Here is a 13536-nt window from a genome sequence, read left to right as displayed (position 1 = left end):
ATCGTCGGACGAACGCGACGTCGCGTCACCGCGCCTGCTGGCTGCTCAAACCAACCCTCAACCGAAGGAATTTTTCATGGACCGCAATTTCACGCGGGCGCTAACGCTCGTCCTGAAGCATGAGGGGGGCTGGTCGGATCATCCGGCCGATCCTGGCGGCGCCACCATGAAGGGGGTGACGCTGGCGAATTTCCGCCGCTACGTGAAGGCGGATGCAACCAAGGACGATCTGCGCGGGATCACCGACGCGCAGCTGGCCACCGTCTACCGGCGTTTCTACTGGGACGCCGTGCATGGCGCCGAGCTGCCCGACGGCGTCGATCATGCCGTCTTCGACTTCGCCGTGAACAGCGGGCCGGGCAGGGCGGCGAAATATCTGCAAGGCGTCGTCGGTGCCGTCCAGGACGGCCGGATCGGCCCGGCGACGCTGAACGCTGTCAGCGCCATGATGCGCGCCACCATCATCAACGACCTGTGCGACAGGCGCATGGCCTTCCTGCGCGGCCTCGCCACCTGGCCGACATTCGGCAAGGGCTGGACGGCCCGTGTCTCCGCCGTTCGGTCGGCGGCGCTGAAGCTGGCCGCGCCCAACGCGCCTGAACACGCGCCGCCGTCACCCGCGCCGGTGGGGCACCCAGTGGACGACAAGCAACCGACCGCCCCCACCAGACCCGCGCCGCATCCCGCCGGGCGCGGGAGCGGCCTGGCTTCATTCCTGCAACTCATCACCAGGGCGATCGCCGCCTGGTTCATCAGAGGACACCGACCATGGCACCGATAATCCGCATCCTGCTGCGTTATGTCTCGCTTCCCCTGCTGGCGCTCGGCCTGATCCTGCCCGAGGAACAGCAGGCGCTCATCGCCGATCCGCAGCTTGTCGAATGGCTGGGCACCGGCCTTGGCCTCGTCGCCTCGATGGTCGCCGAGGGCTGGTACTGGGGCGCGCGCCGCTTCGGGTGGACGAAATGACCGATCGCGCCGTCCCATCAGGCGAGGCGCTGACTGTCATGGGCTCTGTCCTGGGGCTGGCCGTTGCCGTCGTCATCCTGCTCGCAATGCATGCCACGCGGCAGCGCTGGGGAAGGGGCGGCTCATGACCGGCTTCCTGCTCTCCAACCCGACGCTTCTGGCGGTCATGGGCGGCCTTTTGGCCGCACTGGTCGCGTTCCTCAAAGGCAACAGCCGCGGCGCCCGCCGTGAGCGCGACCGGCAGGCCAGGGCCGAGCAGAAGGCGAGGGACATCGCCTGCGAGGTGCAGTCGGACATTGGCGCCATGTCTCCCGACCAGCTGCGCGCCGAGCTCGCCCGAAGGACACGACAATGAGGGCGCGGCCAGAACCACACGACCATGAGGAAATGGCAATGAGGACACGACAATGAAGCGCCGGCTGCTCGACCTGATCACCCGTATCCTGCTTCTGATCGTCGTGCTGACGGGCGCTGCCGCCTGCACCGCCGCGCGCGGCAGCATCTGCCTGGGTCCAGACCTCCGCTATCGGCAACAGGTCTATGACGCCATGAACGAAGCCGAGGCAGCGCGCCACCTGGCCGCCCTCAAGCTGCGCGAACAGCTCTGCCCGAGGTCGAGATGATCACCCAGGCCACGCTTCTCATCGTCAACGACGTGCTGCTGATCGGCTTCGGCCTGTCGATCGGCTGGCTGGCGGTGGCCGGTTGGTGGCGGGGGGCGCCGACATGAGCGAACGGAACACGGAAATCGACGGCGACCTGCGGTCCCGGCTGGTGGCGCTCGAGCATCAGGGCGCCAGCCGCGACCAGCGCCTGGCGGCACTCGAAGCCCGGCAGCGCCAGAGCGATATCGCCGAGGCACGCAAGGACGAACAGTTCAAGCACATGGACATGCGGTTTTCGACGCTCGACGCCAAGATCGACGGCGTCAGCGGCACGCTCAACTGGATCGCCAAGCTGGTCATCAGCGGCATCATCCTGGCCATCGTCGCCTTCATGATGGGCGGTGGCTTCAAGCTGCCCTGATCATGGACCGAAAGCCGACGTTCCTTGAGCCCCGCTGCCTGGAGGCGGCGAGTTTTTTCTGTGCAAGCTGGCGCGGGTGCTCATGGCCCGCATGCCGGGGCATTGGTGAATTCAACGGCGACACCGAAGCCTGGAGCCGCAGCGTCGCATCTGCCGTTGACGATCGTATTGCCTGTCGAGCCGGTGAAGATGTTTGCCTCATAGATGTGCACGGCGCGCGTGTTGACGACGTCAGATGCGCGAGCGTCGATGGAGTTGCCACGGACAGTCCCGCTCGACATGAACATTTGAACACCAGTAACGTTGCCATCGGTGTAGTGCTCAACGGCGACGATGTTGTCGGCTATGGTCACATTGTTAGACCATCGAGCGCTGATACCAAACGCAGTGTGGCCCGCCGATGTCGTGCTCACCGCGTTGTTGGTAATTGTTGCATGATTTACGTTTCTGGCGACTATTGCGATAGGATTGCCAAAGCTTCCCGGATTTTGGCGATGAACAACCATTCCGGAAAATGTGCTGTAGTCCGCCATCTCCACCGCAGCCTGATTGCCTGAAATTGCCGAGTTGATGGTAGCTGCCTGGGTGTACAACGTGGCGCTTCGGCCCGAAGCGCTGCTGACGATCGTGGCGCCGGCGCCCATCAACGTCTGGCCGGTCTGAAGTCGAACCGGGGCATTGGTGTCGAATGTGCCGGACAATATGACATGGCTGTTGGCGCCTGCGCCGGCCACTGCGCCGGCAAGATCTGCGCCAGTCGTCGTGCTGCTGCTGATCACCGAAAGCGAGCGACCGTCCGCCGTTTGCGTAGCCAGCTCTGCTGGTCCACCTGTCACCTGGGTGACGACATCGAGGTCCCGAACCACTCGTTCGGTCATCCGCGATTCCTGGGCGGTCAGGTGACCGCTTCTGCCGGCTGGACCAAGGGGGATGCGAAGGCGGGCAATGGCCGACGCTTCGGTGCCTCTGACATTGTCGTGCTGCAGCTCGGCGCCGACCGTCAATCTGGTACCTTCGGCCATACCGATGAGATCCGACAGGCCGTCGAAGCTGACCTCGAGGCGGCCGCGCGGGCCTGCTATAGCTTCGTCGACCTTGTCGCTGTCGAAATAGAAGCCACCGGCATAGGCGCGGATTTGGGTGGCGTCGCTCGGGTCAAGAATGGGCAGACGCCAGCCTATCTCGCCATCGAAGCCGGCGAGGGCATGCTCTTCCGTGCCCTGAATCCAGATGTTGGTACCGAAAATCGATGCGGTGGCGGCTTGGCCTGTGTCGCGGGTGCGCTGCCCGATCGGCAGGTAACCGTTGAGGCGCAGCTCGAAGTCGGCATTGAGTGCCTCGATGCCGAGGGTCAGCTGTCGAAACGTGTTGTCGTGAACCGACCGGCGAACGTCGAAGTAGCCGTACCCACCAATGTTCCAGCCCTTGTCGAGCATATGGCGAAGACCGACGCCAAAATTGCCTTCGCGATTGGAGTTGTCGTCGAAACTTGCTCGGACGTCGGCGAACAAAAGCGAGGTGTCATTCTGCCACAGCGGCGCGAACAATGCGGCATCGCCCAGCGTACGGGCCGAGCTCACTCGACCTTCAATCTCCAGATGCGCGCCCCACTTCGTTGCGAAGTCCGAGGCGTGGGCAAAGGGCATTGCAAAAAGCCAGGCACCTGTAGCCAGTACCAGCCAGATGCCCCCATTCGTTCGATGCAAGTCCCCCACTGGTAGCTCCCGGCAGACGTTTCCCAAGTCGGCCGTCTACCCAGAGGACGCTTCGAAAAAAATACGTCACATGCCGTATTTCGGCAGTGCTCGCCGTAGAGCGGGTCTTTGGTCGCCTTAAATCGGGTGCGGTTCGGCGAAGCTGGCGAACGGCACCACAGATCTGCTCCCGACACCGGAAACATGTTATGCTGGCGCCACTGACCTCCCAGGAGCCCCGCTGCCGCAAAGCAGCGGGGCCTTTTTTCGTTTTCGTTCATGCAGGCCGCGAGACTATCCGTCTCTCAGGCAGTTCCTGTTGATGGAAACCGACACCAGGGAGAAAAACCTCCCCTGTTTGTCGGCCCGGGCGATGCCGCCGATGTCGAAACCGCATTCCGTCGCGGATTCGTACAGGTTCTCCGCGTCGCGAAAATTGTAGTAGACCGCGCATCCCCTGTCGTCGCAGCGCGTCAGATTGTCGATCGGGTTCGACAGGCGCACATTGAAGTAGTCACTCAGGAAGCGCCTTGTGCATGGTTCCAGCGCCTCGGCGCAGGATGCGGCCAACGGCATGGGTATTGCGAAGTACAGGCTGCAGAAGCGGTGCGAAGCCGAAAAGCTTGTGCCCGGCATGGCGACCCTTGCCTTGATCAGGCAGAGCTCGCGCAGATGCTGGCCGTATCCGTCAGAATCGATCGGGAATTCAAATGCCTGCGCGGCCTGATAAGGCAGGACGAGCAGGACTGCCCCCGCAATCGCGCTGCGCAGATGCGGTCGCCGCCGTCCCGGATCGCTGATGTCGGCCGGAGCCGTCATGGCTTCCTCGCCGCCGCGCGGATCGTTGCACATGCGAACATTCGGAGCTCCCCGCCGCCCTCCGGAATGGCCATCCCGAATGATAAAAAGCATAGCTGCTGGCGGCAGGCAGGCAAGGGGCTGATGGCGGGAGAGCAGCGCATCGAGGCCGGCGCGACTCATGTTATGCTGTGTGCGTGAACCTCTCCCATCCTGCCCCGCTGCCGAAAGGCTGCGGGGCTTTTGTCGAGCGCAAAGTCGTCAGGGCAACAAGTACGGCCCGCCTGGACGTCGCCAGGTCGGGCCGTTCGTTGCGTAGCATGGGTTGGCGGGGCAGCCGACGCAACACTCATTCGTCGATGTAAGGCGTTGCGCCGGCGATCAACCCCACCTTGCCAATGCTTGATATTACTTGAGGCAGCGGCCGGCCGACAGTCAACTGGATGGCGTAGCTCGATGGAGCGGGTTTTGGGGCGGCCCCGCCATGACGCGTCTGCGCGATGCGGGCCACGGCATGGCCCCTAGAAGCCGTAGCTCGCGCCGAGCCGCACGACATGGAGGTTGGTGTCGAAGTCGTAGCGGTAGGCGTCGCCAGATCCGAACGATCCCCTGTTGTCCTGGAGGTCGACATAAAGATATTCGGCGCGAAGCGACCAGTTGTCGGAAAGCGCATATTGTGCGCCGGCGCCTATGGTCCAGCCGGCGACGACATCGTCGGCGACGGCGTGGTTGCCTGGGCTGAAATCGTTGTCGTCATAGCTGCTCCTGACGTGGCCGAAGGCGAGGCCGCCGGTGACGAAGGGCAGGAAGCGGTCGACCGAATATCCCAGGCGGGCGCGGGCCGTGCCGAACCAGTCGATGCGGGTCGAGAAGCTCTCATTGGAGCCCGGGATCATCGAGTTGGCGACGGTGGCGTCGATGTCGGCGCCGGTGACATCAAGCTCGACGCCATAGACCAGTTGGCCGGATTGCCAGTTGTAGCCGGCGTGGACGCCGCCGAGGAAACCGTCCGAATCGAATTTGAATTCGGTGTCGCCGAAATTCGAGAAGGAATAGTCGTCCAGTTCGGTGACGGTGGTTCGGGCCCCGCCATAACCGAGATGGACGCCGGCATAGCCGCCGGCCCAGACAAACCCTGGCGCGGAGGCCGCGTCGGCGGCCCTGGCCGGCAGGCAGGCGGCAAAAGGCAGCGAGCCCGTCAGCAGCATCAGAACTGACGCCTGGCGGATGAATCTTGTCGTGGTCATGGCTTTCCCTGTTTTTGGCGACTGCAGAACGAACAGGGCAGCGTTCGTGGTGATAAAGGGCTGTCTACTGCAGCTTATGGTGGTGTGCAAGCGCCCCAGGCAACTTTGGCGCGGCGTGTTCTCCTGTCTGGCTGGCTTTATCAGGCGCGTTGCGGCAGAGTTGGAGCATGTGCGGCCGTGTCTTTGTCAGATCGACCCTTGCCGAGATGGTGCGCGGCTTCAGCTTTGCCGACCCCGGTGACGTCGGCGCGCTCGACAACAGCTTTCCCCGCTACAACGGCGCCCCGAGCCTGATCTATCCGGTCATCGTGCAGGACGAAGCCCAGAAGGGCAGCGCGATGTTCGTCCAGGCGAAATGGGGGCTGGTGCCGTCCTGGCAGAAGGAGGCCGGCACGGGCCGGCCGCCGCCGGTCAACGCCCGCTCGGAAAGCATCGCCACAAACGGCCTGTTCAAGCGTGCCTATGCCTCCCGGCGCTGCCTGGTGCCGATCGACGGCTATTTCGAGTGGCACGACATTCACGGCACCGGCAAGGACAAGCAGCCCTACGCCATTGCGATGAAGGACGGTTCACCCTTCGCGCTCGCCGGCATCGTCGATCTCTGGCGCAACCCAGAGACCGGCGAGCTTCTGCGCAGCTTCGCCATCGTCACCTGTGCCCCCAACGAACTGATGGCCACCATCCACGACCGCATGCCGGTCATCCTGGCACCAGTGGATTACCAGAGATGGATCGGCCCGGATGCCGATCCGGCCGAGCTGATGAAGCCGTTCCCCGCCGGGCTGATGACGATGTGGAAGATCGGCCGCAAGGTCGGGTCACCGAAGAACGACACGCCTGACATACTCGATCCCGCAGAGCCGTAGCCGCCCGGAAGCTGCGCAAGACACGTCGACTGATCTTGGGCTCATCGAGCCCTTCAACACGCAGGCCATCCAACTGGATCGGACCGGAGCATTGCAAGTGTAGTCGAGCTTCTCGACTTGCAGCTGACCAGCCGGCGAGGAACTTCCAATTCTTGCGATTGAAGCGCAATATTAGGATTGGCTTATTGGCGTGCCGCAATTTGGGAGGGGGATCATGTATCGCCTGCTGTCACAGCTCACGCTGTCCGCTCTCTTGGCCTTCGTGATTTCAGTGGCTTTCCTGCCGGGCTATGCAAGCGCCAAGAAACTTCCGAGACATCCAGGTCAGCTTCTCTTGAACGTTCCCGACCTGCGAAGTTTGCCCTCCTGGAGCGCACAGGAGCGGGCAAAAAAAGCCGGGTTCGCGCTGTCTATTACCGGTCCAACCGACGAGCGCAACGAGATAAGGCCGAGCAGGCGCAAGGGCTATTGCTTCAATTACCTGATCGATCCGTATGTCATCAACCAGTCGCCAAAACCCGGCTTTCATCTGTTCGCCCGGGAAGGCCAGCCGAAGCTTAGCGTGCTGACGAAGCACCTCCGAAGCCCCAACCCCACAGAAGACATGTGCGATTGTTCAAGCGACGGGTGCGAGATGCGCTGAGCGCAGGTCCCATTGAGACTATGGAAACGGATCAGGGACATAACCGGGTGGCAATGATCTCGTCGATCTGCGCCCGCAGCGGACCATGGATCTTTTTCAGGCCGTGCGCCTGATCGTCCGAACGACCGTCACGGGCCGATAGCCGAAAGTCTCGGGCGCATCCTGCCGTTGCAGTCATATGTCCAAGGTGCGACCATCTCCACATGACAGCTGAACGAAATGCGCTGACCTCAAATCAAATGCTGCTTGGTCTTGCTGCGGCAGCCGCTGTTGGGCTGGCAGTGTACATTGGCATTACGCTACTGTCCCATTTGCTCGAACTCGGCGTTGCCTCATTGGTCTTTGGCGAAAAGTGGACAACGCCGCCAATTCTGCAGATTGTGTTGCTCTATTTGATCCTCGGCCTCCCTTTGTCCTTCGCTCTAAGCGTTGCCATTGGACTGCCGATATGGAGGAGGGCGGAGTCGCGCACCTTGCGAAGTGGTCGCCACGCAGCAAAGCTCGGCGCGATGGCTGGGGCCATCATCGGGCTACTTGTGGTAGCCTTCGGCTTCCTTATGGGTCTGCTGACCTACCTTGATGCGAACGCCAGCTTCAGCAAATGGATTTGGGGTTACCAAGTGAGAGAAGACGGCTTGCCGACCTTGGTCGGCTGGGCGTTTGAAATCGTGAATGTGGCGTGCTTCACACTGGCAGGCTCGGCCGGAGGATTGGCAGCCCGATGGGCTGTTCTGCCTAGGGCACGGACGTGATGTGCATCGACCCAAGAAGGTAAGTCGATAGGCTCTCGCCATCATTCCTATGCTCGTAGCAGAGTCAGTGCGGCTTCGGTGGGACGCGCGTCGCCTTTGCGGGGCATCTCCGGGCAGTCGACACACCTATCCTCCTCGACGCGGCACCCGCAGACGGGCAGCCCGGATTTGCCGTCTACCCGTCAGCCTTTGTCCGCTCAGCACGCACCCGGTCCGGCATGCCGTCATGACCGCCCAGCGGCCGCTGCGGGGCGTCGTGCCACCAGTCCTCGCGGATCGCCTTGCGCTCGAGATTGACCGGATAGATGATCCGGTTCTCGTCCTTGTTGGTTTCGCCGACGACCAGGAGCCGGACGTCGCTGTCGGTGTTGTTGAGGAAGCTGTGCGCCTGTCCGGTGCCGGCGGGGAAGCCGACGGAATCGCCCGGCTTGAGGCGATGCAGCACCCCGTCCAGCCAGACGTCGGGTTCGCCCTCGATGACATGGACGAATTCCTCCTCCAGGCTTTCGGCATGCGGAAACGAGGTGCGCCGGCCCGGCGGCAGCCGGACATGATGAATGCCGAGCCGTTCGAGGCCGAAATGCTGGGCAAGCGGCGCGCCGAGGCCGCGCAGCTCCGAGGTGCCGATGAAGGTTTCGCCGTCGGGCTTTTCGATCTCGCTCCAGTGGGCGATTTCGGCAGGGCGGCCTGAAGCGGTCATCTCGATACTCCCCGAAAAGCTTGCGACATCAAGAAAAGAGCGAGCGTCGCGGTCGCGGCGGCGCCTGTCAATTCAGCCATGAGGCCGAAGGATCGGGCCAAGAGATCAGGCCAAGAGATCAGGCCACGAGATCAGGCTAAGAGATCAGGCCAAAACCCCGACAAGAGATCAGGGCAGGCGTCAAGGCATCAGGCGCCCGGCCGCCCGCCGGTCTCACCCCACGGCGTTTGCCGCTGCCAGGCCGGCAGCAATGTCTTCTTTCAGGTCGGCGACGTCTTCGAGGCCGATCTGCAGCCGGATGATCGGGCCTTCATAAGGACCGTTGGCGATTTTGCGGTCGGCGAGGCTGACCTGCACGGCGAGGCTTTCATAGCCGCCCCAGGAATAGCCGAGGCCGAAGATCTCGAGCGCGTCGAGGAAGGCATGCGCTTTGTCAGTGCCGCCGCCCGCAAGCACCACCGAGAAGATGCCGCTCGAGCCGGAGAAGTCGCGCTTGAACAGCTTGTGGTCGGGGTCTGAGTAGCAACGGAACAGAAAACCTACATAAGGGATTTCACATCTCAGCGGTCAGCGCCAGCGGCCCAGCTCCCTAATCGTTTTCCTGTGGCATTTGAGCTGATGCTTCATCAGCCTGATGTCATGGAGGTAATCCTGCTCCGGCCGAAACTCGTAATCCGGATCGATGTGGAATTGGTTGCGGGTAAAACACTCGAACAGATTGATGCCGTCCCAGGTGTCGATAACCTGTTCGAGGCTTTTCGCCATATGATGCAACGGCGAACCAGGCCCGTCCTCATCCCTCATCTTATGAAGGCGCAAATGGATGTGCTGCAGCATGTCGGTCCGCATGTAGCTGTTCAAAAGCATGAGCGAGTGGGTCGGTGTCTTCGGAACAGCAAAGCCCATTTTGTCTTCTGGCGGCAGGTCAGCGACATCCTGGTGGTCGTCATTTTCAGTCATCACGTTTCGCTCGCAAGAGATTTTGCTCCACCTGTGGCATCCACAAAAGCCCTGCCCGAACGTCGCAACAAACCCCGGTTTGATGTGACGCTGCAAAGCTGCCCGCAAAAATTCCGGAGAAGCCGTCAAATTTCATAAATACCCATCCAGAAACCTATAGCCGACAAACTCCTTTACGCCTAAGTTAATATGAAGGGGGAGCGATCATGCTGATTGGCTATATGCGGGTTTCGACCGGCGAACAGAATCTCGATCTGCAGCGCGACGCCCTTGAGCGTGCCGGTTGCGAGAAGATTTATGATGACGTGTGCTCCGGACGTGCCACCGAGCGCCCCGGTCTGGACAAGGCCCTTGAGATCGCTCGAGCTGGCGATGCGCTTGTCGTCTGGAAGCTCGATCGTATCGGCCGCTCGCTTGCGCATGTCGTCACGATGGTGAGCGACCTGCAGAAACGTGGGATCGGCCTCAAAGTCCTTACCGGCGACGTGGATACCACGACGACAACCGGCCGCCTTGTATTCGGCATATTTGCCACTCTGGCGGAATTCGAGCGCGATCTCATCCATGAGCGCACCATGGCGGGGCTGGCAGCGGCCCGTGCCCGAGGTCGCGCCGGCGGGCGCCCGCGCGTCATGACGCTGAAGAAGCTGAAGGCAGCCATGGCTATGATGGCCGACCGCGACAACGCAGCGCGCGACGTTGCGGCGGAACTCGGCGTTTCGCTGTCGACGCTCTATGCCTATGTCGATGCGAATGGAAAGCCCCGCGAGCGGGCAAATGAGCTGCTGGCAAGCAAGCGTCGAGTGAAGCGCGACAACAGCGTTCAGGCGTGAAGGCCGTGCCGGTCGGGTTTCTGAGCGAGAGCCAGGCGCGGGAATATGGCCGCTTTCCCGGTGAGCTTACTCCGGATCAATTGGCGCGCTATTTCCATCTCGATGACGTCGATCGCGGATTCGTCGCGACGCATCGCGGCGATCACAATCGGCTCGGCGTGGCTGTCCAGCTCGGATCGTTGAGGATGCTCGGGATGTTTCTCGAAGATCCAGGTCAGGTTCCTGCCACCGCGCTGCGCTTCACCGGGCGCCAGCTTTCGTTCTCCGATCCCGAGCGCCTGATTGCAGAATATGTGCGCAGTGAAGGACGCTGGCGACATGCGCTCCGCATTCGTCAGCACTATGGCTACCGGACCTACACCAATTACGGCGTCGCGTTTCGGCTCAACCGCTTTCTTTACGCCCTGTGCTGGACGGGATCGGATCGACCCTCGGCGCTCTTCGACCGTGCCGTCGCATGGTTGCTGGAAGCCAAGGTGCTGCTGCCGGGCCTGTCTGTGCTGGAAAGAGCCGTGGCAAGGGTTCGCACGCGGGCGAACAGCCGGCTGCATAAATTGCTGATCGGGGCGATGACACCAGAGCAGCGGGCGCGGCTGGATAGCCTGGTCGCGGTTCCCGAAGGTGACAGGCAAAGTCCGCTCGACCGGCTACGCGATGGTCCCTACATTCAAAGCGGCCGGGAGATCAGCCGTGCCCTCGGGCGACTGGAGGAGATCGGACCCTTGCCAGCGGGTTGCCCTCAATCGATCGCTTGCCGCCGGGCAGGGTCATGGCGCTGGCGCGGTTTGCCAGCGCCGCAAAGGCTCAGGCCGTTTCGCGACTGCCGGATGATCGACGCGCCGCAACTCTGCTGGCCTTCATCCGAACCCTTGAGGCTTCGGCTGGAGACGATGTCATCGATCTGTTTGATGCGGTCACGACATCGATGGTGTCGGAGGCGTCTTCGGCCGCCAAACAGGCCAGGTTACGGTCGCTGCGTGATCTCGACGCCGCAGCGCTGAAGTTGCGGGACGCGGCAATTGTCATCCTCGATCCCGAAACGCCCGACGGCGCCGTTCGCGCTGCGATCTTCGAGCTGATTGACAGGAATACGCTCGATGCGGCGGTCGAGCGCGTCGGCGTACTCGCCGAGCCCCATGACGACACCTATTTTACCGAACTCAGGAAACACAATCGGAAGATTGCCTATACGCCGGGGCTGCTCGCCAGCCTCGATCTTGGTGCTGCCCCCGCTGGCCGGCCTTTGCTGGAGGCGATCGACTATCTTCGTGCCGTTCATTCCGGCCGCAAACGCACAGGTCCACCGCCGACAGCCTTTGCGCCGAAGGCATGGCTTACTCAACTAAAGACCGTCGACGGGGCTGTCGATCTGACAGGATACCGGCTCTGCATTCTCGATGAGCTTCGCCGCGCTATTCGCCGGCGCGACATCTTTCCGGTTCGCTCATTGCGGTATGCCGATCCGCGCAAGGGGCTGCTATCAGGTCCGGCATGGGAAGCGGCTCGTCCGACGGTCTGCCGTACCGTCGGCGTCTCCACCATCGCTGACGAAGAACTCGGGCGTTTGTCGAGCCGGCTGGACCTCGCCTATCGGGAAACCGCCGATCGTGTCCCGATGAACCCAGCCGTCACCATCATCAATACCTCGGAAGATTCTGACCTGTCCCTCGAACGCCTGGAAAAGATCGAGGAACCGCCAAGCCTCACCGCGCTGCGCGCCGCGATCGACGCGCGTCTGCCTCGGCTCGATCTGCCCGAACTGATCATGGAATTGCATGCGAGAACCGGCTTTGCCGATCTCTTTACCCACGCCAGCGAGGGCGGTTCCCGCGCAGAAAACATCGCAACCAGCATCTGCGCCGTTCTTGTCGCCGAGGCGACCAATACTGGATTCGAGCCGCTGGTACGCCTCGATGTCCCGGCACTTCGACGCTCGCGGCTCAGTTGGGTCAAGCAAAACTTCCTGCGCGCCGAGACGCTGATCGCTGCAAACGCCGCCCTGGTCGCGGCGCAAAACGCCATCCCGTTGGCGAGGAAATGGGGCGGCGGCGAAGTGGCTTCCGCCGATGGATTGCGGTTTGTCGTGCCGGTCCGCACCATTCATTCCGGCCCCAATCCGCGATATTTTGGGCAGGAGCGCGGTGTCACCTGGTACAACCTCGCCTCGGACCAGTTCACTGGCCTTAACGCCATGACCGTTCCCGGCACCCTGCGCGACAGCCTCAATCTGCTCGCCATCGTGCTGGAACAGGAGACCGAGCTTCAGCCGACAGAAATCATGACCGACACGGCTGGATATACCGACACCATCTTCGGCATATTCTACCTGCTCGGGTACCAGTTCAGCCCTCGCATTGCAGATGTCGGCGGCGCGAGATTCTGGCGCGTCGATGCTAAAGCCGACTACGGCATCCTCGACAATATCGCGTCGAACAGGATCAACATGAAGCTGATCGCCGACCATTGGGACGATCTGTTGCGGCTTGCTGGCTCCCTCAAACTCGGTGTTGTACAGGCCGCTGGCCTCACCCGGACCCTTCAGACCAATGACCGGCCAACCCGTCTTGCTCGCGCCCTGCAGGAACTCGGCCGCCTCATCAAGACCCTCTATCTTCTGCGATTCATCGACGATGAAAGCTACAGGCGCCGTATTCTCATCCAGCTCAATCGCGGTGAAGGACGCCATCAGCTCGCCCGCGTCATCTTCCATGGAAAGCGCGGCGAATTGCGCCAGCGCTATCGTGAAGGTCAGGAAGACCAGCTCGGAGCACTCGGTCTGGTCGTCAATCTCGTCGTGCTGTGGAACACCATCTACACGGATGCCGCCCTCAACCAACTCGTAGTCGAAAGGTACGATGTCAGGCCGGAGGATGTCGCGCGCTTGTCGCCGCTCGGCTTCAGACATGTCAACATGGTCGGCCGATACGCATTTACGCTCCCAGAATTCGTGGCCCGAGGCGAACTCAGGCCGCTACGCGATCCGAAAAATGTCGATCCGGACGAAGAGCCTTGAAATCCTTATGTAGGTTTTCTGTTCCGTTGCTACTC

At 62.0% G+C, this 13536-nt stretch carries 15 protein-coding genes and 2 pseudogenes; 11 read left to right on the top strand and 6 right to left on the bottom strand.

Annotated features, from left to right (window positions below):
• Positions 1-76: 76 nt before the first annotated feature.
• From IG197_RS04690 to IG197_RS04670, 6 genes are all read left to right on the top strand, one after another.
• A complete protein-coding gene (locus IG197_RS04690; protein WP_192317282.1) occupies positions 77-781 on the top strand; it encodes a glycoside hydrolase family 108 protein in 705 nt (234 codons plus the stop codon).
• On the top strand, positions 769-969 hold the full coding sequence (locus IG197_RS04685) for a hypothetical protein (RefSeq protein WP_067963503.1): 201 nt from the start codon (positions 769-771) through the stop codon (positions 967-969). Before IG197_RS04690 ends, IG197_RS04685 begins: the two co-directional genes overlap by 13 nt.
• A complete protein-coding gene (locus tag IG197_RS36635) occupies positions 966-1097 on the top strand; it encodes a hypothetical protein (RefSeq protein ID WP_256441234.1) in 132 nt (43 codons plus the stop codon). Before IG197_RS04685 ends, IG197_RS36635 begins: the two co-directional genes overlap by 4 nt.
• Positions 1094-1324, top strand: coding sequence for a hypothetical protein (locus tag IG197_RS04680; protein ID WP_154385494.1), 231 nt, complete (start codon positions 1094-1096; stop codon positions 1322-1324). The genes IG197_RS36635 and IG197_RS04680 overlap by 4 nt, the downstream gene beginning before the upstream one ends.
• Before the next feature lie 52 nt (positions 1325-1376).
• Complete coding sequence (locus IG197_RS04675; protein ID WP_154385493.1) at positions 1377-1592, top strand: hypothetical protein; 216 nt, start codon at positions 1377-1379, stop codon at positions 1590-1592.
• 103 nt (positions 1593-1695) lie between these two features.
• Positions 1696-1995: a hypothetical protein gene (locus IG197_RS04670; RefSeq protein WP_192317281.1), complete on the top strand. Its 300-nt coding sequence runs from the start codon at positions 1696-1698 to the stop codon at positions 1993-1995.
• Between the two features lie 80 nt (positions 1996-2075).
• On the opposite strand, the gene IG197_RS04665 is transcribed toward IG197_RS04670, so the two are convergent.
• The 3 genes from IG197_RS04665 to IG197_RS04655 form a co-directional block, all read right to left on the bottom strand.
• The gene (locus tag IG197_RS04665; protein ID WP_192317279.1) at positions 2076-3641 is read right to left on the bottom strand and encodes an inverse autotransporter beta domain-containing protein; all 1566 of its coding nucleotides are present in this window, start codon (positions 3639-3641) and stop codon (positions 2076-2078) included.
• A 342-nt stretch (positions 3642-3983) separates the two neighbouring features.
• The gene (locus tag IG197_RS04660; protein WP_192317277.1) at positions 3984-4541 is read right to left on the bottom strand and encodes a hypothetical protein; all 558 of its coding nucleotides are present in this window, start codon (positions 4539-4541) and stop codon (positions 3984-3986) included.
• A 467-nt stretch (positions 4542-5008) separates the two neighbouring features.
• A complete protein-coding gene (locus tag IG197_RS04655) occupies positions 5009-5734 on the bottom strand; it encodes an outer membrane protein (protein WP_192317275.1) in 726 nt (241 codons plus the stop codon).
• A 167-nt stretch (positions 5735-5901) separates the two neighbouring features.
• Here IG197_RS04655 and IG197_RS04650 point away from each other — a divergent pair, with 167 nt between their 5' ends.
• The 3 genes from IG197_RS04650 (at position 5902) to IG197_RS04640 (ending at position 7995) form a co-directional block, all read left to right on the top strand.
• Complete coding sequence (locus IG197_RS04650; RefSeq protein ID WP_192317273.1) at positions 5902-6600, top strand: SOS response-associated peptidase; 699 nt, start codon at positions 5902-5904, stop codon at positions 6598-6600.
• Between the two features lie 214 nt (positions 6601-6814).
• On the top strand, positions 6815-7243 hold the full coding sequence (locus IG197_RS04645) for a hypothetical protein (protein ID WP_192317271.1): 429 nt from the start codon (positions 6815-6817) through the stop codon (positions 7241-7243).
• 203 nt (positions 7244-7446) lie between these two features.
• Positions 7447-7995, top strand: a complete 549-nt coding sequence (locus IG197_RS04640; protein WP_192317269.1) for a hypothetical protein — start codon at positions 7447-7449, stop codon at positions 7993-7995.
• Between the two features lie 175 nt (positions 7996-8170).
• Here IG197_RS04640 and IG197_RS04635 read toward each other — a convergent pair whose 3' ends face one another.
• The 3 genes and pseudogenes from IG197_RS04635 to IG197_RS04625 all read right to left on the bottom strand — a co-directional run bounded on the left by IG197_RS04635 (position 8171) and on the right by IG197_RS04625 (position 9655).
• Positions 8171-8695 (bottom strand): cupin domain-containing protein, encoded by a 525-nt coding sequence (locus tag IG197_RS04635; RefSeq protein WP_192317267.1) that lies wholly within the window; start codon positions 8693-8695, stop codon positions 8171-8173.
• Positions 8696-8908: 213 nt separating this feature from the next.
• Positions 8909-9214, bottom strand: a pseudogene (locus tag IG197_RS04630) (PLP-dependent transferase); the annotation flags it as partial.
• 48 nt (positions 9215-9262) lie between these two features.
• Positions 9263-9655, bottom strand: a complete 393-nt coding sequence (locus IG197_RS04625; RefSeq protein ID WP_192317265.1) for a hypothetical protein — start codon at positions 9653-9655, stop codon at positions 9263-9265.
• A 206-nt stretch (positions 9656-9861) separates the two neighbouring features.
• Here IG197_RS04625 and IG197_RS04620 point away from each other — a divergent pair, with 206 nt between their 5' ends.
• Positions 9862-10488, top strand: a complete 627-nt coding sequence (locus IG197_RS04620) for a recombinase family protein (RefSeq protein ID WP_192317263.1) — start codon at positions 9862-9864, stop codon at positions 10486-10488.
• A gap of 5 nt (positions 10489-10493) precedes the next feature.
• Positions 10494-13501: pseudogene (locus IG197_RS04615) on the top strand (Tn3 family transposase).
• The last annotated feature ends 35 nt before the right edge of the window (positions 13502-13536 follow it).

The organism is Aminobacter sp. SR38, assembly GCF_014843375.1.
GTDB lineage: Bacteria > Pseudomonadota > Alphaproteobacteria > Rhizobiales > Rhizobiaceae > Aminobacter > Aminobacter ciceronei.
This window is presented reverse-complemented; position numbering and strand designations above follow the sequence as displayed.